This is a genomic window from Streptomyces sp. NPDC060184 (assembly GCF_042728795.1).
In the GTDB taxonomy this organism is placed as follows: Bacteria; Actinomycetota; Actinomycetes; order Streptomycetales; family Streptomycetaceae; genus Streptomyces.
Genome location: NZ_JBHWYX010000002.1, coordinates 49,376 through 72,041 on the forward strand (window position 1 = coordinate 49,376; position 22,666 = coordinate 72,041).

General features: G+C 71.0%; 17 protein-coding genes and 1 tRNA gene. 9 read left to right on the plus strand and 9 right to left on the minus strand.

Translation table 11 applies throughout. The features are described from left to right. Positions 1 to 122: 122 nt before the first annotated feature. Genes ACFWEE_RS01865 through ACFWEE_RS01875 form a run of 3 tightly spaced genes read right to left on the minus strand, consistent with a single transcriptional unit; the run spans position 123 to position 4,367 of the window. A complete protein-coding gene (locus tag ACFWEE_RS01865; RefSeq protein WP_386885499.1) occupies positions 123 to 1,787 on the minus strand; it encodes an acetyl-CoA carboxylase biotin carboxylase subunit family protein in 1,665 nt (554 codons plus the stop codon). Beyond that, positions 1,781 to 3,040, minus strand: coding sequence for an argininosuccinate synthase-related protein (locus ACFWEE_RS01870; RefSeq protein ID WP_386885796.1), 1,260 nt, complete (start codon positions 3,038 to 3,040; stop codon positions 1,781 to 1,783). Before ACFWEE_RS01870 ends, ACFWEE_RS01865 begins: the two co-directional genes overlap by 7 nt. A 55-nt stretch (positions 3,041 to 3,095) precedes the next feature. Continuing rightward, on the minus strand, positions 3,096 to 4,367 hold the full coding sequence (locus ACFWEE_RS01875) for a hypothetical protein (RefSeq protein WP_386885501.1): 1,272 nt from the start codon (positions 4,365 to 4,367) through the stop codon (positions 3,096 to 3,098). 666 nt (positions 4,368 to 5,033) lie between these two features. On the opposite strand from ACFWEE_RS01875, the gene ACFWEE_RS01880 reads away from it, so the two are divergent. The 4 genes from ACFWEE_RS01880 (at position 5,034) to ACFWEE_RS01895 (ending at position 8,995) form a co-directional block, all read left to right on the plus strand. Then, positions 5,034 to 5,702, plus strand: a complete 669-nt coding sequence (locus ACFWEE_RS01880) for a dTMP kinase (protein WP_386885503.1) — start codon at positions 5,034 to 5,036, stop codon at positions 5,700 to 5,702. Between the two features lie 493 nt (positions 5,703 to 6,195). Continuing rightward, entirely contained in the window at positions 6,196 to 7,020 is an 825-nt protein-coding gene (locus ACFWEE_RS01885; protein ID WP_386885504.1) for a class II aldolase/adducin family protein, read from the plus strand. A gap of 77 nt (positions 7,021 to 7,097) precedes the next feature. Beyond that, entirely contained in the window at positions 7,098 to 8,195 is a 1,098-nt protein-coding gene (locus ACFWEE_RS01890) for a histidinol-phosphate transaminase (RefSeq protein ID WP_386885506.1), read from the plus strand. Then, the gene (locus ACFWEE_RS01895; RefSeq protein WP_386885508.1) at positions 8,195 to 8,995 is read left to right on the plus strand and encodes a nucleotidyltransferase domain-containing protein; all 801 of its coding nucleotides are present in this window, start codon (positions 8,195 to 8,197) and stop codon (positions 8,993 to 8,995) included. Before ACFWEE_RS01890 ends, ACFWEE_RS01895 begins: the two co-directional genes overlap by 1 nt. 125 nt (positions 8,996 to 9,120) lie before the next feature. Here ACFWEE_RS01895 and ACFWEE_RS01900 read toward each other — a convergent pair whose 3' ends face one another. Beyond that, positions 9,121 to 10,782 carry a hypothetical protein gene (locus tag ACFWEE_RS01900; protein ID WP_386885510.1) on the minus strand — a complete coding sequence of 554 codons (1,662 nt, stop codon included), beginning with the start codon at positions 10,780 to 10,782 and terminating at the stop codon, positions 9,121 to 9,123. 377 nt (positions 10,783 to 11,159) lie between these two features. On the opposite strand from ACFWEE_RS01900, the gene ACFWEE_RS01905 reads away from it, so the two are divergent. From ACFWEE_RS01905 to cyaB, 3 genes are all read left to right on the plus strand, one after another. Beyond that, positions 11,160 to 11,232 (plus strand) — tRNA-Arg (locus ACFWEE_RS01905). Positions 11,233 to 11,743: 511 nt separating this feature from the next. Next, the gene (locus ACFWEE_RS01910) at positions 11,744 to 12,559 is read left to right on the plus strand and encodes a helix-turn-helix domain-containing protein (protein ID WP_386885512.1); all 816 of its coding nucleotides are present in this window, start codon (positions 11,744 to 11,746) and stop codon (positions 12,557 to 12,559) included. A gap of 15 nt (positions 12,560 to 12,574) precedes the next feature. Next, positions 12,575 to 13,129, plus strand: a complete 555-nt coding sequence (gene cyaB / locus ACFWEE_RS01915) for a class IV adenylate cyclase (protein ID WP_386885514.1) — start codon at positions 12,575 to 12,577, stop codon at positions 13,127 to 13,129. A gap of 250 nt (positions 13,130 to 13,379) precedes the next feature. Here cyaB and ACFWEE_RS01920 read toward each other — a convergent pair whose 3' ends face one another. From ACFWEE_RS01920 to ACFWEE_RS01930, 3 genes are all read right to left on the minus strand, one after another. Beyond that, positions 13,380 to 13,571: a hypothetical protein gene (locus ACFWEE_RS01920; protein ID WP_386885515.1), complete on the minus strand. Its 192-nt coding sequence runs from the start codon at positions 13,569 to 13,571 to the stop codon at positions 13,380 to 13,382. A 343-nt stretch (positions 13,572 to 13,914) separates the two neighbouring features. Continuing rightward, positions 13,915 to 14,541, minus strand: a complete 627-nt coding sequence (locus tag ACFWEE_RS01925; protein ID WP_386885798.1) for a response regulator — start codon at positions 14,539 to 14,541, stop codon at positions 13,915 to 13,917. A gap of 44 nt (positions 14,542 to 14,585) precedes the next feature. Then, positions 14,586 to 15,926 carry a sensor histidine kinase gene (locus tag ACFWEE_RS01930; RefSeq protein ID WP_386885516.1) on the minus strand — a complete coding sequence of 447 codons (1,341 nt, stop codon included), beginning with the start codon at positions 15,924 to 15,926 and terminating at the stop codon, positions 14,586 to 14,588. Between the two features lie 189 nt (positions 15,927 to 16,115). On the opposite strand from ACFWEE_RS01930, the gene ACFWEE_RS01935 reads away from it, so the two are divergent. Further along, complete coding sequence (locus ACFWEE_RS01935; RefSeq protein ID WP_386885517.1) at positions 16,116 to 16,697, plus strand: VanZ family protein; 582 nt, start codon at positions 16,116 to 16,118, stop codon at positions 16,695 to 16,697. 85 nt (positions 16,698 to 16,782) lie between these two features. On the opposite strand, the gene ACFWEE_RS01940 is transcribed toward ACFWEE_RS01935, so the two are convergent. Continuing rightward, entirely contained in the window at positions 16,783 to 18,468 is a 1,686-nt protein-coding gene (locus ACFWEE_RS01940) for an MFS transporter (RefSeq protein ID WP_386885518.1), read from the minus strand. Positions 18,469 to 19,014: 546 nt separating this feature from the next. Continuing rightward, on the minus strand, positions 19,015 to 21,699 hold the full coding sequence (locus ACFWEE_RS01945) for a serine hydrolase (protein WP_386885519.1): 2,685 nt from the start codon (positions 21,697 to 21,699) through the stop codon (positions 19,015 to 19,017). 191 nt (positions 21,700 to 21,890) lie between these two features. Here ACFWEE_RS01945 and ACFWEE_RS01950 point away from each other — a divergent pair, with 191 nt between their 5' ends. Further along, positions 21,891 to 22,604, plus strand: coding sequence for a GPP34 family phosphoprotein (locus ACFWEE_RS01950; RefSeq protein ID WP_327177326.1), 714 nt, complete (start codon positions 21,891 to 21,893; stop codon positions 22,602 to 22,604). Positions 22,605 to 22,666: the final 62 nt, after the last annotated feature.

The window sequence follows — 22,666 nt, forward strand, 5'->3', positions numbered from 1 at the left end:
GGACCCGCGGCGGCGCGGTCACCGGCTGTCGTCCCGGTGCGTCGCCGCCGGTCGTCCCGGCGCGGTCGCCGCAGGTCGTCCGGGTGCCGTCGCCGCAGGTCCTCGCGGTGCTCGCGGTGCCGTCACCGCCAGTACTCGTCCTGGATGGCGGCGATCCGGCGCGTCAGCTCCTCGTCGTCGGCGGCCTTGATCACGTACGAGTCCAGGAAGTCCGTGGAGTGCCTGACGCCTCCGCGCCCGTTGCCGGCGCCACGGTGGGTGAGGTGTTCCACGACGCCGAGAGCGCTCAGCCGGTCGGGGTCGATGCCCCGGGATTCGCCGCCGCCGGGATAGAACGCCAGGAATCCGGCGGTGCCGGTGCCGTCCACGGGCTCGGGGGCGGTGCCCAGGGAGACGTCGAGTCCGGCGTCGATGCGGATCTGCGCCTCGACGATGTCGAAGCCGTACTGCGCCTGGATGACCGGGGGGATGATGCCGCCCGGCGGCCGTCCGGCGACCTCGCAGAAGACCAGTTCGTCCGCTTCGGTGTGGAAGAGTTCCAGGTGGGTGGTGCCGTCCTTGAGCCCCAGTGCGGCCAGCACCCGCGTGTTCAGCGCGGTGATGCGCCGGACCAGTTCGCTCTCGCCCACGAGTACGGTGCCGAAGATGGATCCCGGCCGGTAACTGGCCGGGTCGGCGAGGTACTTGCCGACGCTGCTGAAGACGATCCCGCCGTCGCGCACCACGGAGTCGCAGTGGTAGATCTGGCCCTTGACGAACTCTTCGACCTCGTAGTGCGAGCCGGAGAGATCAAGGCCGCCCACGACGCGGCGAGCCTCCTCCAGCGTCTCGACGATGTAGAGGTCCTTCGCCGCGAGCCCCGTACGGCTCTTGATGACCTTGCGGCCGGTGCTCCAGTCGACCTTCTCCAGGTCCTCGACGGTGTCGAGCGGGGCGAAGTCGGGGACGGTCGCGGCGTCCGCCGCCCGTACCGCGTCCTTCATCCGCACCTTGTCGCGGAAGCGCGTCGCCGTGTCGAGGTCCATCCCGGCGAGGCCGAACTTCGAGCGCATCTCGGCCGCGAGGAGCACCGCCCGCTCGTGGACGGCGATGACCCGGCTGATGGGGTGGTTGCGCAGGATCCATGAGCAGATCTCGCGCCAGCGGTCCTCTTCGTTGGCTTCGCACAGGGCGACGTGGTCGAGGGGGTGGTCGGCGAATCCCGTGACCCCGCCGTCGATCTGGGTGCGGGCCGCCATGTGGATGTCGATTTCCGAGGTCGGCAGGGTGTAGACGCCGCCGCGGTTGAAGTTGGAGTACGGGTGGTTGTTGATGAACAGGGCGACGGGCCGCCCGGAGGAGGACGCCGCCCTCTCCCCACGCCCCTCGGCCTCACCGGCCTCACCGGCCGCACCGGTCTCACCGGCCGCACCGGACTCCTCGTACACCTCACCGGCGGACGCGTCGGCCAGGAGACGGCGCGCCTCGTCGACCCGGGTGGCGTCGGTGCCCAGCAGGGAGTTGGCGAGCGTGGCAGCCCGGGCGCCCTCCTCGCTGAGCGAGACCACGGCCGTGGGAGCCAGCGGGGCCAGGATCTCCCCGACGAACTCAGCGAAACCCTCACCCGCGAAGTCGACGGTGTAGTAGCCCGAGAAGTCGTCGACCAGTTCGTCCGCGCGGGAGCCGGGGCGCTGCACGAAGACGAGGGGCCGGCCGAGGCCGTGCGCGGCGCGGGCGGCGCGCACGTCCGCGTCGATGACGACCAGGCGCCCGGGGCCGGGCTCCGTGTTCCGCTGGATCCCTACCACTGTCCGCTCCCGCTCTCTTCGGTCGACGCTCCGCCCAGGTGGGACAGCTCTTCCCTGATGGATGCCTGCTCCCAGTCCTCACGGTTGCGCACGTACATGGGCTCGTCGGCGACGATGGAGACCGTGGACGTCCTGCTGCCGGCCAGCCGCCAGCGCACGGTTCCGCAGACCGGCTCCGCGAGCGAGGTGACGAAGGCCTGGCAGGCGGCCCGCAGACCGGCGAACCAGCGCCCTTCGAGCGCCTCGCGGACCCAGATCTGCTCGATGTGGATCTTCTCCCGGAGCGCCTCCGCGTCGAGCACCGCCGTTTCCAGGTGGCGGCGCGACGCCAGCAGGAGCCAGGCGGCCGGCATCTCCCGTACTTCGAGGACCTTGGTTCCGCCCGCCAAGTGCTCCAGGCCGGTGTAGCGGCCCAGGCCGTGGGCCCCGACCGTCCGGTTCAGCGACTCGATGACGTCCGCGAGCGGAAGCTCGCGCCCGTTGACGGCGACGGGGACACCGGCGCGGAAGCTCACGTCGAGCTCTTCCGTGTCGGGCGTCCCCCGGTTCGCGCTCCAGCGGTAGTAGGACTCGGGCACCGGGTGGTTCTCGGGGTCGTCCAGGATTCCGGACTCGAACTCGCGGCACCACAGGTTGGAGTCGCCGCTCGCCGAGCGCTCGGCCATCTCGTCCAGCCCGATGGCCCCCAACTCCTTGATCTTCATCTCCCGGTCCACGGGATCGAGATCGTAGGGAGTGCCGAAGTACCCCTGGAACCCGAGCTGGTCGAGCGCGCCGTTCAGCCTGCGCAGGGTGTTCTGCGAGCGGTTGGCGGTGTGCAGGATCATCCCCGCGTCCAGCTCCCGCGCCAGCTGTACGGCCGTACGGGCGATGAGCGGCCGGCTCAGCGACGAGCTGACGGGGTGCGTGTCCAGGTACACGCCGTGGGCGGCGATCGCGGGCTTGACGAACTCCTCCACGAACACGGACCGGCCGTCGACCAGGTGGAGGCGTACCCCCAGCCGGTCGGCGATCCGCTGGATCTGCTCCGGCCTTTCGTCCCCGCCGACCCCCACGCTGAGGGCGTGCACGTCGGTGGCACCGGCCTGCACCAAGCGGTGCAGGAGGTAGGTGCTGTCCAGCCCGCCGCTGAACAGCGTCACGATGGGGCGCCTGACGTCGACATCGCTCCGTGCGATGTCGCGAAAGGACCGGATCCCCCTTCTGCTTGTGGTCACGCCGCACGTCCTTAACGTTCCAGCCGGATGCTGCATGCAGGGAAGGGCGGTCACGGCCGCCGCGATCTGCCCCGCGGCGGGTCCGTGGCCGTCAGAGCTCGGCGGATCGCGAGCTGTCGCGCAGGAAGGACAACTTCGAGTACAGGCCGCGGTCGGCGGCGATGCCGAGTCCCGCCAGGTGCGCCTCGACCAGGCCGGTCAGCCGGCTCAGCTCGGAGTCGATCGTGGTCCCGTCCATGCCGAGGTGCCGCCGGGTCTCCAGGTACTCCGTCTCCACCTGCCGCATCTTGCGCCCGGTGCCGTCGCTGAGGGTGATCTCGTCCGTCTCGATGCCGAAGCAGTGCCCGGTGGTGGCCGACTGGACGTTGATGTCGAACTTCGTGCGCCGCAGCCCCGGCAGCCGCCTGAAGCTCAACTCGGGGAACTCCCGGGCGAGGTAGCCCTCGAAGTCCTCACCGGGAATGTCCAGGCCGTTCCGGAAGGTCTCGATGCGCCGCAGTGAGTCCTTCGCGAACTTCTTCATCTTGAGCCGGTACGTGCCGTCTGCACGCGACTGGAATGCGTAATGGCCGACTTCGTCTTCCGGGGCGAGCACCTCGAAGTTGTACTGGACGAAGTGCCAGCGGCTCAGCTCGTATCCGGGATCGGTGAAGAACCCGGGGAAGTTCCCCTTCTCGACGGCTGTCCACAGGCTCTTGGTGAGGGGCCAGATGGCGGCGTCGTCGACGAGGGTGATCTTCTCCTCGATCTCGATGTCCTTCTCGTACCCGACGTAGGCGTTGCCCTCGACGCGGACGAAGTCCTCCAGCTCGGTGCGGTACTTGAACGCCGAGGTGACGAGCTCGGCGACGTCCGCGTCGGCCGCGTGGTCGAACTGGGCGACGCGGACGAACACCGCGCCGATGCTCCGTATACGGGTGCACATCAGCACTTCCGTACAGGGCTGCGGTTCACCCGCGTGGGTGCGGAGCAGCATGACGGGGCCGAGCGCCGCGAGTGCCGCGTCCACGGAACCGGTGTCCCGCACCTGGCCGGCGGACGGCAGGGCGGTGCGCAGGTGGTCCACGAACGCCTCGTCGAGCCCCGTGCCCGCCCAGGCCGCCAAGGGCTCGGCCGGTACGGCGAGTTCACCGACCCCGCCGTCGGCGTCCACCACCGCGATCGCCCGCGCGACGGTGTCCTTCTGGCGCAGGTACTCCGCGGCGCGGGTGCCGGTGCCTTCCTCCGGTGCGAGGTCCACGACGAGCACCGGGGCGTCGGCGACCGGCGCGAGCGTGTACTGGTAGGCGGCGTCCGCGAGCACGAGACGCCTGGCGACGGCCGTGCCGATTCCCCCGCCGTCGGCGGAGAACTGCGCTGTCAATGCGACTCCTCATGAATGGGTCGGACACGGAAAAAGGCGATCACGGACCGACGGACTGGGATTTACGGGAATTCCCGAGCAGCCCGGAATCCGAGGACTGGGGCCGGTCCCGCGACGCTGCGAGAATTCGGAAGGGAGAACCCGTGCCGACTGGCGGCAAGACGGAAATCACGCGCCCGGCCACCATCGGGATAATCAATGAGGGAGCACACTAGGCAGCCCGGGCATTGGTCGTCAACACCCGGCAAGATCCGGCGCGCCGACCGCAGTTCGATCACTGCACTCCAGCAACTAAGTGCGGATGACGACGAGTTCCCCCCATGGGGCTTCTGTCCCCACATGGCCCACAACCCCCTGTTCGACCGGCGCCGACGCTAGCACGCGCTCCGTTTCAGGCCATCGGTTTTCGGGCGGCGATCCAGAACAAATCGGATCGATGCACGCTTCTCACCCCCGCCCGTCTCATTACCCGAGACGCGATCGAAGAAGCGGTTTACAACGTGGCTGATACGGACCTAGGTTCGCTCAGGTGTCGGCGGGGGGTCACGACTTCAGAACCATGGATTCATCTCCATGGTTCGGCATCTTTGATTCTCGCGTTCCCCTACGAAAGCCGCACGACAGGCGTCAACTTTTCGGTGACGGAACGATTTCTAGGCGGTACAAGTGCGCGCACAGCAAAACCCTGCCGGGCAGGAGTCCAGAACCGGGCGACTCGTCGCCGTGGTGGGACTGGACGGAGCCGGCAAGTCGACCCAGGTGCGCATGCTCGGTGAATGGCTCCGCGCCCAGGGCATCCCGGGCCAGGCACACCGGAGCCTCACCATGGCCCCCGTCCGCAAGGCGCTCAACGCCATCGCCGAAGAGGAGGGCGTGGCCGACCACTTGGAGCTCATCGGCGGCGAGACCATGCGTCTCATCTCCTCCTGCTCCCAGCTGGCCCGGGTCACCTTCCTCGCGGAGCCCCTCACGACCTCTCCGGACGTCGTGATCGTCGACCGCTACGTCTACTGTCAGTACGCCCTGGCCAAGGCCGAGGGTGTCGGCAGCGTCGACTTCCTGCGCAGGCTGCTCGGAGGAGCCCCCAAGCCGGATCTCACGATCTTCCTGGACGTCTCCCCGGCCGAAGCGGTGCGCCGCATCAACGTGCGCGGGATCGACGAGGAGGACCCGGACTTCCTGGAGTCCTTCCGGGCCGCCTACCTCGGCCTCCCCGAGTTCGCGGACTTCGTCTCGGTGCCGGGCGACGGCGACTTCGACACCGTCCAACTGGCCATGCGACAGGCCCTCGTCGACGCGTTCCCCGACATCTTCGCGAACGCCTCCCTCACCTGAGCAGCCCTTCGGGCCGGGCCGAGACCCCGCCCGAAGGCAGGCACGCCTCGCCCGACCGCCTCGCCCGACCGCCTCGCACCGACGGCGGTCCGACGCGCGGCACCTCCACGCCCACCGTGGTGCCGACGCCGAGCGGTGCCGGCGCCACGGTGACGGCCTCACGGCGGCACCACGGGTGACGGCACCTCGGCGGCACCACGGGTGACGTCACCTCGCTGGCGGTGAACTCCCGGCTGCGGGACGGCAGTCCGCGTGCGCAGCCGCATACGGGGCCGGGCCCACGACGGAGACACAGGTGCCCCCGGGCTCCCGACCCGCACGCCCCGCACGCCCCGCTTCCCCCAGAACCGTCCTCGCTCCGGCGGGAACCCGCACCCCGGACCCGCCCCGTGGGGTCCGTCCCGATGCCCGCAGCTGCGGTGACCAGGGACGTTCCACCTCGGTAATCGGTAATCGGTAATCGGCAGACAATCCAACAACGACGGGATACACGATGAAGGGCTCGATCGTCCTGGTGAACGACTCCGACGGTCCCGAGATCATTCGGTCGACCGCTGAGGAGCGGCAGCACCGGCTGACCCAACTGATCGCCGCGCTCCGCCTCTTCTCGCGGTGGGGCTACGACGAGGGCGAGGGTTTCGCCGGGCACTTCGCGGTCCGGGACCCCGAGGTGACGAACGCGTTCTGGGTCAACCCCGTCGGGGTCCACCTGTCGATGATCGACGTCGACGACCTCGTGCTGCTCGACTACGAGGGCAATGTGCTGGTGGGACACCACCCGGTGAATATCGGCGCCCTGGTGCTGCACTCCAGCGTGCAGGCCGCGCGGCCGGACGTGGTGGCCTCTTCGCACTTCCACTCCCCGTACGGGCGCATCTGGGCGAGCACCGGCAGGATCCTTCCGATCACCAGCCAGGACACCTGCGCGTTCTACCAGGACCAGGCGGTGGACCACGAGTTCGGCGGTCTGCCCCACACCTTCGAGGACGGCCGGGCGACCGCCGAGGCGCTCGGCGGGTTCAACAACCTGATCCTCAAGTACCACGGCCTGCTCACCGTCGGCGCTTCGGTCGAGGCCGCGGCCTGGCGCTACCTGACCCTGGAAAGGGCCTGCAAGGCGCAGGTGCTGTCGGCGGGGCTCGGGCCGCTGGAGCCGATCCCCCACGACGTCGCCCTGAAGACGCAGCGTTATGTCGCGTCCGAGGACAGCGCGCGCGAGCAGTTCCAGCCGCTCTACGACTTCATCGAGCACGTCGACGGGGCATGGACCACCGAAGCCTCCCGCATGCCCGTGGTGCCCGTGCCCAGCCAGGTCTGATCCCCCCGGCCGACCCGATCCCCGACGGCGTCAGCACCCCGCCGTCGCACCGGAGTTCACCCGTCTCAGGAGGACCGTTGAAAGCGCAGCTCACACGGCCGGAACTGGATGCCCTGCCGTCCTACCTGCCAAGCCCCATCCCGCTCGACAGCAGCGGCGCCCCGCAGGCACCCGACGCCGCCAGACTCGCGCTCAACGAGCTTCCCTTCGGCCCGCTGCCCGGTGTCGTGGAAGCCGTCGTGGCCGCCGCCGGTGACTCCAACCGCTACCCGGACATGGCGGCCGTGGCCCTGCGCAACGCCCTGGCCCACCACCACGGCGTGACCTCGGACCGGATCGTGACCGGCTTCGGCTCCGTCTACCTCCTCGAACTGCTGCTGAAGGCGGTGTGCGAGCCCGGCCAGGAGTTCGTCTTCCCCTGGCGCTCCTACGAGGCGTATCCGGTCGCCGCGGTGGGCGGTCACGTACGCCCCGTACAGGTGCCCTGCACCGACGGCTTCCGCCAGGACCTCGACGCGATGTCGGCGGCGATCACCGCCGACACCCGCGTGGCCCTCGTCTGCAACCCCAACAACCCCACCAGCACCGCCGTCACCCGCGCGGAGCTCACGCGGTTCATCGACTCGGTGCCCGAATCGGTCCTGGTCGTCCTGGACGAGGCGTACGGCGACTTCGTCACCGACCCCGACGTCCCGGACGGGCTCGCCGAGTACGGCGACCGGCGCAACGTGGTCGTCCTGCGCACCATGTCGAAGGCCTGGGGCCTGGCCGGCGTACGCCTGGGGTGGCTGGCCGCCGCCCCGGAAGTGGCCACCGCCATGCGCAAGCTGCTCGCCCCCTTCGCCACGAGCGTCTTCGCCGAGGCCGCCGCGCTCGCCGCCCTCGAACAGGAGAAGGAGGCGCGCCGCCGCGTCGACTTCGTCACCGCGGAACGCGCCCGGATGTACCCGGTGCTGAAGGCGCTCGTGCCCGCGACCCCGGTGTCCCAGGCGAACTTCTTCTGGCTCCCCATGGCCGAGCCGGCCGCCTTCGCGGCGCACTGCAAGGCGGGCGGGGTCCTCATCCGCGACTTCCCCGAGGCCGCCCGCGTCACGGTGGGAACCGCGGCGGAGAACGACCGGTTCCTCGAAGTGGCCGCAACGGCCGGCAAGTTGCTGAGAGCGAGGAACGACTAGTGTTCATTCCCCTCGATTCCCACGGCCATCTGATCAATCTCGCCGACGCCGAAAAGGTGGGCCCGCAATGGCGCCCCCTGATCGAGACTCTGGTGGACGAATGCAGGTCGCGCTACGAAGACCTCGCCAGCGTCTATCTCAGGGGTTCGGTGGCGACCGGAACCGCCCAGTGGGGCCGTTCGGACCTCGACCTGATAGCCGTGACGTACCAGGAACGCGGTTTCGACCGGGCGTGGATTCAGCAGGCAGTGGAACGCACGCTCAGCCGGCACTCGGTCGTCGTCGACATCGATCTCGCCATCACGTCCGCGACGGCCGTCCTCACCGACCGGAAAAGTGGCTTCTACATCAAGACGCAGTCGGCCCTGGTGTACGGAGAGGACTTCGCGCCGCGGATCGCCCCGTACCCGATCGACGCGGAAGCCTTCAGCCATTTGTTCAATCTTGAACTTGACCTCAAAACGGTCACGGGCGCCCTGGCGGGCGCCTCCGACGCCCTCACGCGGACGCTCATCATGCGTCTCGTGAAACGCGTGCTCCGCGCCTGCCTCGAACTGGTCGCCGAGCGGCATCAGGCATACACGCGCGACCCGGAAATGTGCTGCGAGGTATTCGAGAAATACCACCCCGAAAGGGCGGACGCGGCACGGAACGTGCTCGGCCTCATGACCGAGTTCACCGATCCCGACGACGCGCTCGAATCCATCGAGTCGTTGATCCAGTGGATCGCCGTCGAGAGGTCGCGGATCTATCCGCTGGAACTGCCGAAGATCGCCTTCATCGACGACCTGGGCATCTGACGGCGGTGGCCGAAGGGGGTGGTCCGCGCGCCGGCCCGGCGGGCGAGCCACCCCCTTCGGCCACGCCCCCTTGGTCACGCCCCCCTTCAGTCACCACCCTTCGGTCACACCCTTCGGTCACCACCTCAGTCGGTCACCACCTCAGACGGTCGCCGCCTCAGCCGGTCGCCACCTCCGTCGGCCGGGCCGACGTACACCCATAGGCCGCCCAGCCGGTGCGGGGCCCAGGACCGGGCGTAGCCGGGAAGTCGGCCGCCCGGTGCCACGAGCACGGCGGTGGGCAGCCGCTCGGCGGTCCGCCGGAGGCCGGCCGCCGTGGTGTTGGCGTCGTGGCCGCCCGCCGCCGCGGAGGAGCAGCCCGCGTAGAAGGCGATCGGGACGTACTCCTTGCCGGTCACCAGGCACGGCGGGCGGACGCCCAGCCGGTGCAGCCCGTCGGCGACGGCCGCCCACTCCTGCCGGGCCGCCGTGGTGCGGCGCACGGTGTTGTGCAGCACCACGAGCTGTGCGGTCAGGTGCCCGGCCAGTACGAGGACCAGCAGCGCCACGGTCAGCGGCCTGCCCGTCCGCCCGGACGCCCGCACCGCGTGCACCACGAGTCCGGCGACCGGGACGGCGAGCAGCGCGTAGGCGGGCATCAGGAAGCGGGGCGCCGCGTAGCCGATCAGGAAGAGGTACGGGAAGGCCGCCGAGGCGGCGCAGGCCAGCGGCACGAGCGTGACGGCCGGGCGCCCCGCGCGGACGGCGCCCCTGACCGCGAGGGCGGCGAGCAACGGCAGGGCCAGCCACCACAGCGTCTCCGTGACCGGGGGCACCGCACCGGCGCACGGGCGGCACAGGGTGCGCCCGCCCAGCGCGCGCAGCTGGTCCACGACCGCGAGGTTCCAGCCGAGGCCGCCCTGGATACGGGACGCGTCGGCCAGGCGCTGCGCGAGTCCTCCGTAGGCGGCGTAAGCCTCGATCACCCACTCCGCCGCCCCGGCCGCGAGACCGCCGCCCAGCGCCACCAGGAGGGCCGGGCGGCGCCACCTCCGTACGCACACCACCAGGACGAGCAGCGGCAGGACCGCCCACACCGCGTCCATGGGGCGCATCCAGGCCATCAGCGCGGCGCTCAGGCCCACGCCCCGGAGGGCAGCGCGGTCGGAGCGGTCCGCCGCGGCGCGCAGGAAGCAGCCCGTACCGGCCAGGGCGCCGACGGCCACCCAGTAGTTGGGCATGGCCTGCGGACCGTAGAAGAGCGTCACCCACAGGCCGGCGAACAGGGCGCCCGCCGTGGCGAGCACCCGAGCGGGAAGGACGCCCCGCCAGGCGCGGAGCGCGAGGAAGAGCCCGAGGCCGGACAGCACGGCCAGGTAGACGCGCAGCAGCGCGGTCGACGACGACCAGGCGGCTACCGGCGCCACCAGCAGCGGAACGCCACGGGCCCGCGGGGCGCTGAAGAACGAGGCGGGCGCGTGCCCCGCGACCTGGCTGACGTAGACCGACTCGTCCCAGCCGAGCCCCATCCCCGGCCGTACGAGGAGAAGTTGGGCCAACGTGAACGCACCGGCCACGACGGCGACCGCCGCCCAGCCCCGGGGCGGCCGGCACCACCGGGACCGCTTGGTCGGCCGGGGCCACTCGGTCCACCGGGCTGCACGGGCGGTGGCCGACGGAACGGTGTCGGCCGACGGGACCGTCCCCAGCCCTTCTTTCTGCCCTTTCCGCCCTTTCTGCGAGGCCGGGCCGCCCAGGCCGTCTGCGACCCGCACGCCGTCCGTGGTGGTCTGCGGACCGTTGCTCATCGCTCTCCTCTTGACCCTGCGGACTGCGGGTTCCGCCGAAACGTCCGGAACCTCCGGAACTCCGCCCGAGAATCCCCCACCCTCCGTGAGGTTTCGCGCGTGGCCGACGCGGGTCCGCGGGGACGAGCCGAAAGGCGTAACGCCGACGTGCCCGGGACCGCCTCCCCCGGGCTCACCCACCACAGGTCACCCGCCCCCACCGCCCCGGACACCGTCCAAGATCCCCGGCAACGCGCATCCCCGGAACATCGGGCACGCCACCCGCTACACTGGCGGCGGCGAACCGGCCCTCACCGGCCGACCGCCAGCCTGTCCGAAGCGTGTCAGCAACGGTCTCGCGTGCGGAACCGTTCAGGCACATGTACGGACAGATCCCCGCCTTCGTAGCTCAGGGGATAGAGCACCACTCTCCTAAAGTGGGTGTCGCAGGTTCGAATCCTGCCGGGGGCACAGCGTCAAACAGGCAGTTGTCACCAAAGGGCCAGGCCAGGGCATACGCCCAGCCTGGCCCTTCTGCCTGCCCTCCCTGTCCAGCGGCCGTGAGCAGGCGCGCCGGCTCGTGCCCGACGACCGCGTCCTGGCGCGCCGTGGAGCTGTCGGCGAGGAGGAGCAGGACAGAAGAGTGCGTCCCGGCCCGTCGGCAGGCCGGGACGCACTCAGGTCAGGACTCAGGGTGGACCACGACGAACCCGCGTACGGGCCCCCCTTCCTCGCGCTCCATCGCGGCGATGAGTTCCGCTTACCGGGGATCGAGCCCGGACGTCCACGAGCCGGGCCCGGTGAGCAGGTCTCGTACGCTCAAGGTGATCTCCTTCTCATCGGGTTGGGGATCGCCCGCCCGGTCGCCGTCCTTCCAGGGAATCTGCGGTCGGGCTTGGAATTGGTCCCACCAACGGTCGTCGCGAGACATCGACCGCTGGCGGCAGTTCTCGGCGGCGCGGCTGGCGCGTGAGGGCGATCGGTGGCGCGTCGCGGGCTTGGTGAACACGTCTCGGCGGTGGGGCGCGTCAGCGGCGGCCAGTCGGTGGGAGCGCAGCAGTACGCAGGCGCGAGCCAGTCCCGCATCGCCGTGGCCACCGGTATGACCCAGGCCCGGGTCAACGAGATCATCAACAGGCGCCGGGATGTGGGACGGCTGGACGTGTACGAACGCATCGCCGATGGACTGGCCATGCCTGACGACGCCCGACACCTCCTCGGCCTGGCAGCCAGCCGGGAAAAGCGGGTGGGTGGCGCAGCCTTCGACCTTGCGGCCTTTCCCGAGGTAGTCCGGGTGTACGACGCGCAGGGATCGGCAGCGGCGGAGATCCAGCAGATGACCCGTGAGGCGACCGAATTGGACGTGCTGGCGGTCAGAGGACTCGGTCTGATCGGACTGAACGATTCCCTGCTGCGCGCCTGTCTGCCGCGCGAGCAGGGAGGCAGAGGGCTCCGGGTCCGGGTGGCGCTCCTCGACCCGGACAGCGATGCCATGGCCCGGCGGGCGACCGAGATCGGCGAGTCCGCCGAGTCCCTCGCGAGTGGGGTCCGGCTTGCAGAAGCACGCCTGCGCGAACTGGCGGGCACTTGCGACATCGGCGTCTGGCGGTACAGCATGCTGCCGACCTGGCGGGTCATCAGGACGGATTCCACCATGTTTGTCGGCGCGTTCGACGCGGGCTGGGAAGGGCATGAGTCCGCAACGTACAAGGTCATGGCTACGCCCCACGGTCCACTGTTCCGGGGGTTCTCCAGGATGTTCGAAGCAATCGTGGCCGGTGCCGAGCGCACGGTGTGAGAAGAGGGAGACGGCGTGATCGAAGCAGAGCTGAAAGCCCGGGTGCATTCGCCGGAGTCGGTGATGCGACAGCTGGACGAGCGCGCCACCGCCCGGATCGAGGTGTACCGGGACACGTACTACGACCGCCCGGACGGCTCACTGGAGGCAGCCGGCCGAGAGTTGCGGGTGCGCACCGTTCACGGCGTGGATTCCACCAGGACCGTGCTGACGTACAAGGGCGCCGTGGTCGACGAGGCGTCCGGGTCGAAGCCGGAGCAAGAGACCGTCGTGGAGGACGCGGAGGCTACCCACGAGATTCTGCGAGGTCTCGGGTACGTGGTCCACATCGCCTTCGAGAAGCGGTGCCGCAACTACCAACTGAAGGCGCGCGGCCGACAACTGCTCGCCACGCTCGTCCGGGTGCCCGAGTTGGACGACGTCTTCCTGGAGGTCGAGACGATCGTGGCTGAGGACGAACTGGGATCTGCGCTGGAGGACGTGCGTGCTGTGTTTGCGGGGCTGGACATCGGCCCGGAGGACCTGACCACGGAGACATACACAGGGGCGGTCGCCGCGCGGCGCGCCTGAGAGCCCCGCAACATGACGAATCGCCCTCGCCCGGCGCGAACTGACAGCGGGCGTCCGCACCGACCAAAGTCGGCTGCGCCGCGCGCCCGTTGCCCGCCGTCTCGACTTGCCGTACGTACGGCGGTCTGCGCGTCCTTGATCAGGTCGGGCCGCAGGGTGTCGACCACGTGCAGGGGGCTTGCCCAGTCCTCGGCGGTCCCGCCCGATGTGTCGCCCCGGAGCCTCCGAACCCATTGCCGACTCCTACGGCTTACCCCGCCGACGCAGACCCCTCGGACCGCTCGCCAAGATCCTGGAGCTGCGGGCGGATGCGCCGCCATGCCTCCATCGACGCCTGGATCTCCTCGGGTGAGCCGTCCTCGTTGCCCCGCGCGACGACGACCACGCGCCCGCCGCCCGACAGCCGGATCACCACCGTGTCGAGCAGGCGGCCGGCGGTCATCTCTTCAGCGACGCTGCTCCTCACCGGTACGACCGGCACCGGCAATACGTACGAGGCGTACGGCGCGCTCCGCCGTGTCGCCGAAGCCGGTCCCCGCGTACGTACGAGGTCGTCGCGATCACCGCCGCCGACCTGTACGGCCCTCTGCGCCCCCAGGGCTCGGAGCGGGGAGCGGAGGAGGAGTTGCGCCGTCTTGGCCGAGTCCCGCTGCTGCTCCTGGACGACCTCGGGTCCGCGAAAGCCGGCGCGTGGACGGAGGAGGTGACGTACCGGCTGGTCAACGAGCGATACAACGCCTGCCGGCCCAGCGGCTGTCCGGGCTCCGGTCGGGACGTGGCCCGGTTCACCCCACCACCCCGCCCAGCCGGTTGCGCCAGGCCCAGGCGGCGATCTCCACGCGGTTGCGGGCCGCGAGTTTGCCCTGGACGTTGCTCAGGTGGGTCTTGACCGTTCCGGTGCTGATGGAGAGGGCGGAGGCTATCTCGGCGTTGGTCAGGCCGTCCGCGAGGAGCACGACGACCTCCTGCTCGCGCGGGGTGAGCGGCGGAGTCAGCGGCTGGGCAGGCGCGCCGGTCCCCCTGGTGATGGCGCCGGGGCCGGTGTGGCGGCGCAGGAGGCGGAGGGTGAGGGAGGGGCTGACGAGGGCGTCGCCGGAGGCGGCGGCGCGTATCGCCTCGGTCAGGAGGCGGGGGCCCGAGTCCTTGAGGATGAAGCCGCAGGCACCGGCCTCGATCGCCTGGTTCAGGTAGGCGTCGTCGTCGAAGGTGGTGACGATGACGACCTTCGGGGGGTTCAGGGTGCCCGGCCGGTTGATGAGGCGCAGGGCGTCCAGTCCGTCGAGCCGGGGCATGCGGATGTCCATCAGGACGACGTCGGGGCGGTGTGCCGCGGCCTGTTCGACGGCGTGCAGCCCGTCGTGGGCGTGGGCGACCACCTCGATGTCGTCCTCGGCCGAGAGAATCATGGCCATACCGGTGCGGACGATGGCCTGGTCGTCTGCGAGGAGTACGCGGATCACGCGGACAGTGCCCTTCCGGGGAGCGGGAGTCGGGCGCTGACGCACCACTGCCCGTGGGAGTCGGTACCGGCGGCGAACGTGCCCCCGGTGGAGGTGACGCGTTCGTCGAGACCGGTAAGGCCGTAGCCCCGGCTGTGGGCGGGCCGGGAGGCTCCGTCGTTGGTGATGACGGCGGTGGCGCGGTCGGCGTGGGCGCTGAGCCGGACGGTGATCTGGCGCGCGTCCCTGGCGTGTTTGCGTACGTTCGTCAGCGCCTCCATGACCAGGTGGTGGACCACCGTCATGGTGTCGGTGGGGAGCCGGTCGAGCGGTCCCTCCTCGACCAGCCGGGCTTCGGCGCCGGGCAGGGTGAAGTCGGCGACGAGTCTGCGGATCCGGGTGAGATCGGCGTGCGGGGTGTGTTCCTCGGCCGTCCCGGCGGACCGGAGGCCGCTGACCATGCGGCGCAGGGCGGCCAGCGCGTCGGTTCCGGCCTGTTCGATCTGGGCCAGGGCGGGCGGGACCATCTCGGGGCGGGCGGCGGCGACGGCCTGGGCGCCCTGGGCGTGGACGACGATGCCCATCACGTGGTGGGCGACGTAGTCGTGCAGGTCGCGGGCGAAGGTGAGGCGCTGTTCGAGACGGAGTCGTTCGTCGCGGTGCCGCCGGTCGGCCACCACCAGACGGAGCCCGAGGGCCACCGTGGCGACGGCGCCCGCGATCAGCCCGGCGAACAGGGTGATGGTGAGGCTGCCTTCGCTGATGTCGACCGCGACCGGCCGCAGCACGAGCGCGGCGAGCAGGAGGGGTGCGGCGACGGCGGAGGTCCTCGGCGCGCCGTGGCGCAGGGTCAGGGCCAGGACGAGGACGAGCGCGCTGATCTCGAAGAGGGCGTAGGCATCCGTGCGCTCGACGGGTTCCCCGGGCCGCTCCCCGAGGACGCGCAGCACCCCGGTGACCCCGAGGGAGAGGACCGCCACGGCCATCGCGAGCGCGGCGAGCGCCCCGGACGGCAGCCGGTCGCGGCCGAGTGCCCGTACGAGGAGCAGCAGGGCGGGCGCGGCTCCGGACACGGCGAGGTACGGGGCCGCCGCGCTCTCGTCGAGGCCGCCGAGGTGGTCGACGTACAGGGCGGCGCCGAGCCACAGGAGCACGGTGGTCACCGCGAGGACGCGGAGGCAGGCACGGAGGGCGGGGCGCGCGAACGGGGAGGACCGGGGACGGGCTTGGGCGGGGCGCGCGAGCAGGGAGGACGGACGGCGGGACTGGGCGGGGCGCGCGAGCAGGGAGGACCGGCGGCGGGACTGGGCGGGGCGCGCGAGCAGGGAGGACCGGCGGCGGGGCTGGACGGGGGACATGAGCGGCAGCCTATGCAGCGTGCGGGGCGGTCGGCCTCTGCCGAAAGTCGTAGGCGCGGGCCCGGGAATCTGCTGTTCGGCCGATCCGCGCACCGGGGCGCTCCGGGGAATGTGGGGCCGTCGCCGCACCACTCGGGCACATCACCCGTCCGCGCCGCCCGTCGGCGCCGAGCATCCCCGGAGCACCCCATGAGCACGCAGTTCGAGATTCCCGCCCTGTACGTCGAGGGCCCTGCCCTGGCGGCGTTCGCCGTCCACGCGACGGTGCGGCGGTGGCGGAACGCGCCGGGCTGGAGCGGCCGGCCGCTGGCGACGCGGGTGGCCGCCGCGCTCTACGCCGCCGCCGTCGTGTCGATCACCGTGTTCCCGCTCTGGGTGTACACGGGTGACTACCGCAACCTGAGCCCGTGGACCAGCCAGATCAATCCGGTTCCGCTGCTGACGGCGGACGTGACGATGATCGCCAACCTCATCATGTTCGTACCGTTCGGCTTCCTGCTGCCGCTGTTCGTCCGGTGCGACCGGGTCGGCCGGATGGCGCTGTCGGCCGCGTCGGCGAGCCTGCTCATCGAGGGGACCCAGCTCGCGCAGTACATCCTCTTCAGCTCCGGCCGCTCCGTCGACATCAACGACGTCATCGCCAACACCCTTGGCGCGCTCATCGGTTACGCGATCCTGCGCCGGGCGTTCCGCGGCGGACCGGCCGCGGCGGCCGACGGAGCGGCCGGTACCGGCTGGATCGACCACGGCCGCACCGCCGCGAACCGATAGTGATCCGAGTCGGCAATCCGCAGTCGGCCGGGGAACCGCGCTGCGGCCAGGGCGCACGCCGGCCGCTCGGACCCCGCCACCCGCGTCAGCGCATCTCCTCCGGGCACGGGGTGCCGGGGCTGAAACGGTACGGCGCGGCCAGCCGGTAGACGCCCGCCTTCGGGGCGACGAGTTCGGTCCACTGGTCGCCGTGGGTCTCCTCGTCGACCTTCAGGAGGCACCCGTTGACGTTGTCGAAGGTCTTGGGGGCGTTCTCGTCGTCCTTGGTGCGCTCCTTGGACTCCGCCGTCTCCTCGGGGCGGTCCAGGCCCTTGCCCTCCTCGTCCACGAGGGAGAGCCAGCGGGTGTAGGGCACCCGGATGAGGACGCGGCCCGCCTGGGCGACCCGGAGGGTGATCTCGTCGGCCTCCGCGTTCAGGACGGTGGCGGGCGGGTCGGCGAGCGGGGTCGGGTCCTCGACGCGGTAGAGCTTCCAGTTGGCGTCGGCCCAGATCTGCTTCAGGTACGGCAGGCCGTCGCCGACGAGGGTCGCCTCCTGGGCGGCCCCGCTGTCCGGGTTGCCCTTGGGCAGCACGACGTAGTGGACGGCCCAGCGGTCGAGCCACTCGCGGTAGTTCGTCCCGTCGAGGGTGTCGTCGTAGAAGAGCGGGTTGCGCTTCATGTCGGCCTGGCGGTTCCAGCCCCGGGCGAGGTTGACGTACGGCGCCAGCGCGGAGGCCTCGCGGTGGCTGCTCGCGGGGACCACCTCGATCCGGCCCCGTGTCGCGTCGACCACCTGGAGCTGGTTGACCAGGGGCGCCAGCTCGCGCGCCCAGGAAGCGGTCGGCGCGGTACGGACGATGTCGGCGACGCTCTTGAAGCCGATCCAGACGTTGAGGCCGACGATCGCGATCACCAGGGCGTACCAGCGGCGGGTGCGCGGCGCGGTGAACGGCAGCGCCGCCAGCAGCACGACACCGGCGAAGAGCATCGCCATGCGCGTGATGTTGGAGCCGATCTGGGAGTCCACGAAGTAGGTGGCGAGCGTGCCGAGGCCGTAGAGGGCGGACGCCGTGCGGACCGTCTTCCAGTCGCGCGGTACGAGCACGAAGACGAACACCGCGAAGACGAACGGCAGCGACAGCGTGCCCACCGACATCGGCTGGGTGCCGGAGAACGGGAACAGCCACGAGGACAGCCCGACCACCACCACCGGCGGCAGCCCGATGGCGTACGCGCCGGGGCGCCGCTTGTGCAGGAAGAGCGCGGCGGCCACCACGCCCAGGAAGAGACCGGCGACCGGGCTGGAAGCGGTGGCGAGACCGGCGAGCGGTGCGGCGACCCCCGCCTTCGCCCAGCGCCGGTACCGCCAGCGGTACGGCCAGCAGAAGACGGCGGCGACGGCCCCGACCGCGAACATCATGCCGAGCCCGAACGTCACCCGGCCCGACAGCGCGTTGCACAGGTACGCGAAGACCCCGGCGAGCGAGCAGGCGAGCGGGTTCCGCACGGCCTTGACCCGTACCAGGATCATCGCGGTCAGCCCGGCGGAGACGGTGCCCGCGAGCATCATCGTCGACCGGACGCCGATCACGGACATCAGGTACGGCGAGACCACGCTGTACGAGACGGGGTGCATGCCCCCGTACCAGGCGAGGTTGTACGCGGTGCCGGGGTGCTGGCCGACGAACTCGGCCCAGGCGTCCTGCGCCGCGATGTCGCCGCCACTGTTGGCGAAGAAGAAGAACCAGAGGACATGGGTGACGGCCGCGGCGGCCGTCGCGATCGTCACGGGGTGGCGGGTCAGCCGGTGCAGCAGCGTCCGGGTGGTCCGCGTCCCGGCCGGAGCGCCCGGGTGTTCGCGCGAGCCGTCGAAGGACGGGCCGGATGGTCCGGATGGTCCGGGACGGTCGTGGTCGGCGTGCGGTGCCGTTTCCGGTTCTGGTTCCGGTGCACGCTGGGTCGGCAGGAGGCCGACGGCGGCCGGGTCCCCGGCGTCCGCGGGAATGGTCGAACCGCCGGTCCCGCGGCCGTCGGGCTGCCCGGGTGTCCGGTCTCTCTCGCTGTCCGCCTCGCGGCCGGGTCTCGGCTCCGCGGTGGTCACTACGGCTCTCCCCGTCGTCCGCCGGCCCGGTGTGTCCTCCGGCGACCGCCGTTCGGCTTTCCGGCTGCTGTTCGTCTGCTCGTCTGTTCGGTCTGTTCCGGGACGCTAACACGTACCAAGCGGACAGAAGAGGGACGGGGGGCACCGGATCGGTACCCCCCGCCCTCCTGCCCCGAGACTTCCCCCGGGCTTCCCACGGCCTTCCCGCGGCCTTCCCGCAGGCCGGACCGGTCGTCAGCCGATCCGGGTCAGCTTGGCCCCGAATCCGGGCTCGCTCAGGTCCTGCTCCAGGGCGACCGGAACCTTGACCTGACTGGTGCCCTCGCCGACCGTCAGCGTGCCGACCTCGGTACCGGCCTCCGCCTCGTGCGGGACGGTCTTGCCGCCGTCGGTGAGCTCCAGCTTCACCGTGAGACCGCCCCAGCCGACCGCCTTGACGTCCTTGGTGGCGACGACCGGGGTGGTGGTGCCGAGCCCGTCGTCCACGACCCCGACGACCTGGCCCTTCTTCACGATGGTGGCGCCCTTGAGCGCGTCCTCGGTGGCCAGCATGACCGTCTTGCTGACCCGGTTGACCTCGTCGATGATCGACTGGCTGTCGTACTGGCCGAGGATCGCGCCGACGATCAGCTGGTCGGTCCCGTCGATCATCTTGTGGGCCGCGAAGAGCAGGTTGCCGCCCGCCTTCGTGGTCGACCCCGTCTTGATGCCCAGCGCCCCGTTGAAGGGGACCAGGTGGTTGTAGTTGGGCCAGAGCTTGCCCTTGGGGTCGGTCCAGCTCGGCAGGATGGTGATCTCCATCAGCGCCGGGATCTCGACCAGCTTCTCCCCGAGCTTCACCAGGTCCTCGGCGGTGCTCACGGTGGTGGCGTTGAGGCCGGAGGGGTCGGTGTACGTGGTGTTCGTCATCCCGAGCTCCTTGGCGGTGGCGTTCATCTTCTCGACGAACGCCTCCTCGGAGCCCGCGTCCCACCGCGCCAGCAGCCGTGCGATGTTGTTGGCGGAGGGGATCATGATCGCGGAGAGGGCGTCGCGCTGAGTGAGTACGTCCCCCTCCTTGACGGTGTCGAGCGTGGACTCGCCCTCGGAGGAGAGCTTGCCGTCGGACTCGCCCTTCGCGTCGACCTTGATCGACGCCCCGTCCTCACCCTTCTTCATCGGGTGGTCCTTGAGCACGATGTACGCGGTCATGGCCTTCGCCACACTCGCGATCGGCACCGGCTTCTGCTTGCCGAACGAGCCGACCTTGCCCAGGCCGGTCGCCGCCATGTAGCCCTGGCCCTGGGACGGCCACGACAGGTCGGGAGTGGCCCCGTCGAACGTGTAGGTCGGCGTCGTCGTCACCGAGAGCGTCGGGTCCGGCAGCGGCCTCACCATCTGTGCGACCGCAAAGATGATCAGGACGAGCAGGACGAGCGGCGTCCAGATCTTGACCCGCCGGACCGCCGTACGCACCGGGGTCTCCGGCGGCGGCGGCGTGTTCGTCAGCTCGGCGAGCAGGTCCAGCGGCGGCTTCGGCGGCAGCGGCATCGACCGGGTCCGGTCGGGCTCGCCCGTGGTGGACGTACCGAGGGCCGGCGTCACCGTGGGCCCGACGACCGGCCCCTGCGGCTCCGGACGACGCGGCGCGGGCGCCGCCCGTACGTCGTCCGAGCGCAGCGGTACGAAGGTGCTGGTGCGCTCCGCGTCGCTCTCGGACTCCGGCTCGGCGTCCTTGCGGTCCTTGGCGGCCGTGGCGTCCTTGGTGGCCTTCGCGTCGCCCGGCGCCGGCTTCGTGTCCTGCTTGGCATCCTGCTTGGCGTCCTGCTTGACCAGCGCCTCGCGCTTCGGGATCTTCAGCGCGGTCGTGGGCTGGTCGATCCGGGGACGGACCGACGTGAACACGGCGGTGGGCTGGTCGATACCGGTGTCGTCGGCGTCGGCACTGTCGCCCTCGGTGTCGGCGTCCGCGCCCGTGCCGGCCTTCGCCTCGGAGGGCTCGTCGGCGGGCTCGTCGGCGGGCTCGTCGGTCGTGCCGGAAGCGCCGGAGTCCTTGGCTGCCGACGCCGGTTCAGGGGTGGGCGCGGCCTCCTCACGGGTACGGGGCACCTTGGCGCCGGCCGTGTCCGCGTCGGCCGTTTCCGCGTCGGCCGTTTCCGGGTCGGCCGTTTCCGGGTCGGGCTTCCCGTCCTCCGAGGACTCGGGCTTCCCGTCCTCCGAGGACTCGGGCTTCCCGTCCTCCACGGCTTCGGCGGAGTCCGTGGCCTCGGCGGAGTCCGTGGCCTCGGTCGGCTTTTCGGCTGCGGCGGGGCCGTCGCCCTCGGCGACCCAGGCGGCGACCGCGCGGCGCAGCCGCTTGTCGCCGTCACCCTCGGCCGCCTCGCCCTCGGCCGCCTCGTCATCCTCCGTGTCCGCGTCCGCGTCCGCGTCGGCGGTGGGGGCGCTCGTGGGGCGCTCCTGCGCGCCGGAGGCGCCCGAGGGCGCCGAATCGGCCTCCGAGGGCTCTGTGGGGCCTTCAGCGGCCTCTGCCGCCCCGCCCTCGGCCGCGTCGGTGCTCGTGGCGCTCTCGGTGGCGTCCGCCTCGTGCGCGTCCGCGTCCGCCGCCCCGTCCGCGTCGGTCGCCCCGTCCGCCCCGTCCGCGTCGGGCGCCGGGGGAACCGGGACGCGGAAGCGGAACACCGCGGTGGCGGTGTCCTCCCGCGCGCCGTCCTCGGGCGCCGCGTCCGTACCCGGCTCGGCGTCCGTATCCGGCTCGGCGTCCGTCGCGGGTCCGGGAGCGGCGTCCGTGGAACCGGGAGCGGCGTCGGCCGCGTCACCGATGGTGTCGTCACTCGGTCCGGCGGGTTCTTCACGGAACACGGAGAGCCTGGGGTCGCGTTCCTCCGGAGCCGTCCCCGAGGACTTCGACCGCTCCGACTTGCCGGGGGACTCGCCCGCCACCAATGCCTCCTCATAGCTGCGGGGACTGCCCCCGCTGTCCGAACCGTGTACCAGTGTCCTGTGTGAACCCTTGCTTCAGCTGCTAGACGAGAACGACATACCTACTGGTTCCCGTACAAAGCTGGCAGGCGCTCTCGACAGACAGTTGTGAGAGGGGTCACCCTGTCACTCATCCACGCGGGGAGGCATGGATGGGCAGGAGCCGCAGAACAATTCCGGAAGAGCTTTTGCTGCTCGCTCTGGACCCGACCACGGGTACCACGGCGCAGCCGCAGTCGCTCGACCTCGGCCTCGCCGGAGCACAGCTAGTGGAGCTGGCTCTGGCAGGACGGATAGCCCCTGACGGGGATCGTATCGCCGTGGTGATGCCACGGCCGACTGGAGATCCGACACTGGACTCCGCACTGGAACTGCTGCGCAGACGCGGCAGCCCGGTACGGGCGGTCCACTGGATCGGCGGACCCCGACTGGGGCTCCGTCAGGTCTATCTCGCTCATCTGGAGCGGTGCGGCATGGTGCATGCCGTGGCGGGCCAGATGTGCGGAGTGCTGCCGACGACTCGCTACCAGGCGACGGACACGGCAGTCAGCAGGGACATCAGGTCCCGGCTGGACAGTGCGATCCGCACCGGTGTACCGCCGGACCCGCGGACCGCGGCGCTTGCCGCGCTGGCCCACGCGGTCGGACTCGGCAAGCACCTGTACCCGGGGAACGAGGGGCGTTCATCACGCTCCCGCCTCCGGGACCTGATCAGGCACGACCCGATGGGCGGCCTCGTGGCGCATGCCGTGATGGACGTCCAGAGCGGCGCGGGCGCACAGCCCCGTCGCAACCAGCAGGCAGCGGGAGTGCCGTTGCAGCCGCAAGCACGTCGCGGCAGCATGGCGCAGACCGCGGCGAGCTGAACGCAGTGACCTGAACCGCGGTGCGCCGCGCGGACATCCGCGCTGCGCACCGTTTCGGAGCC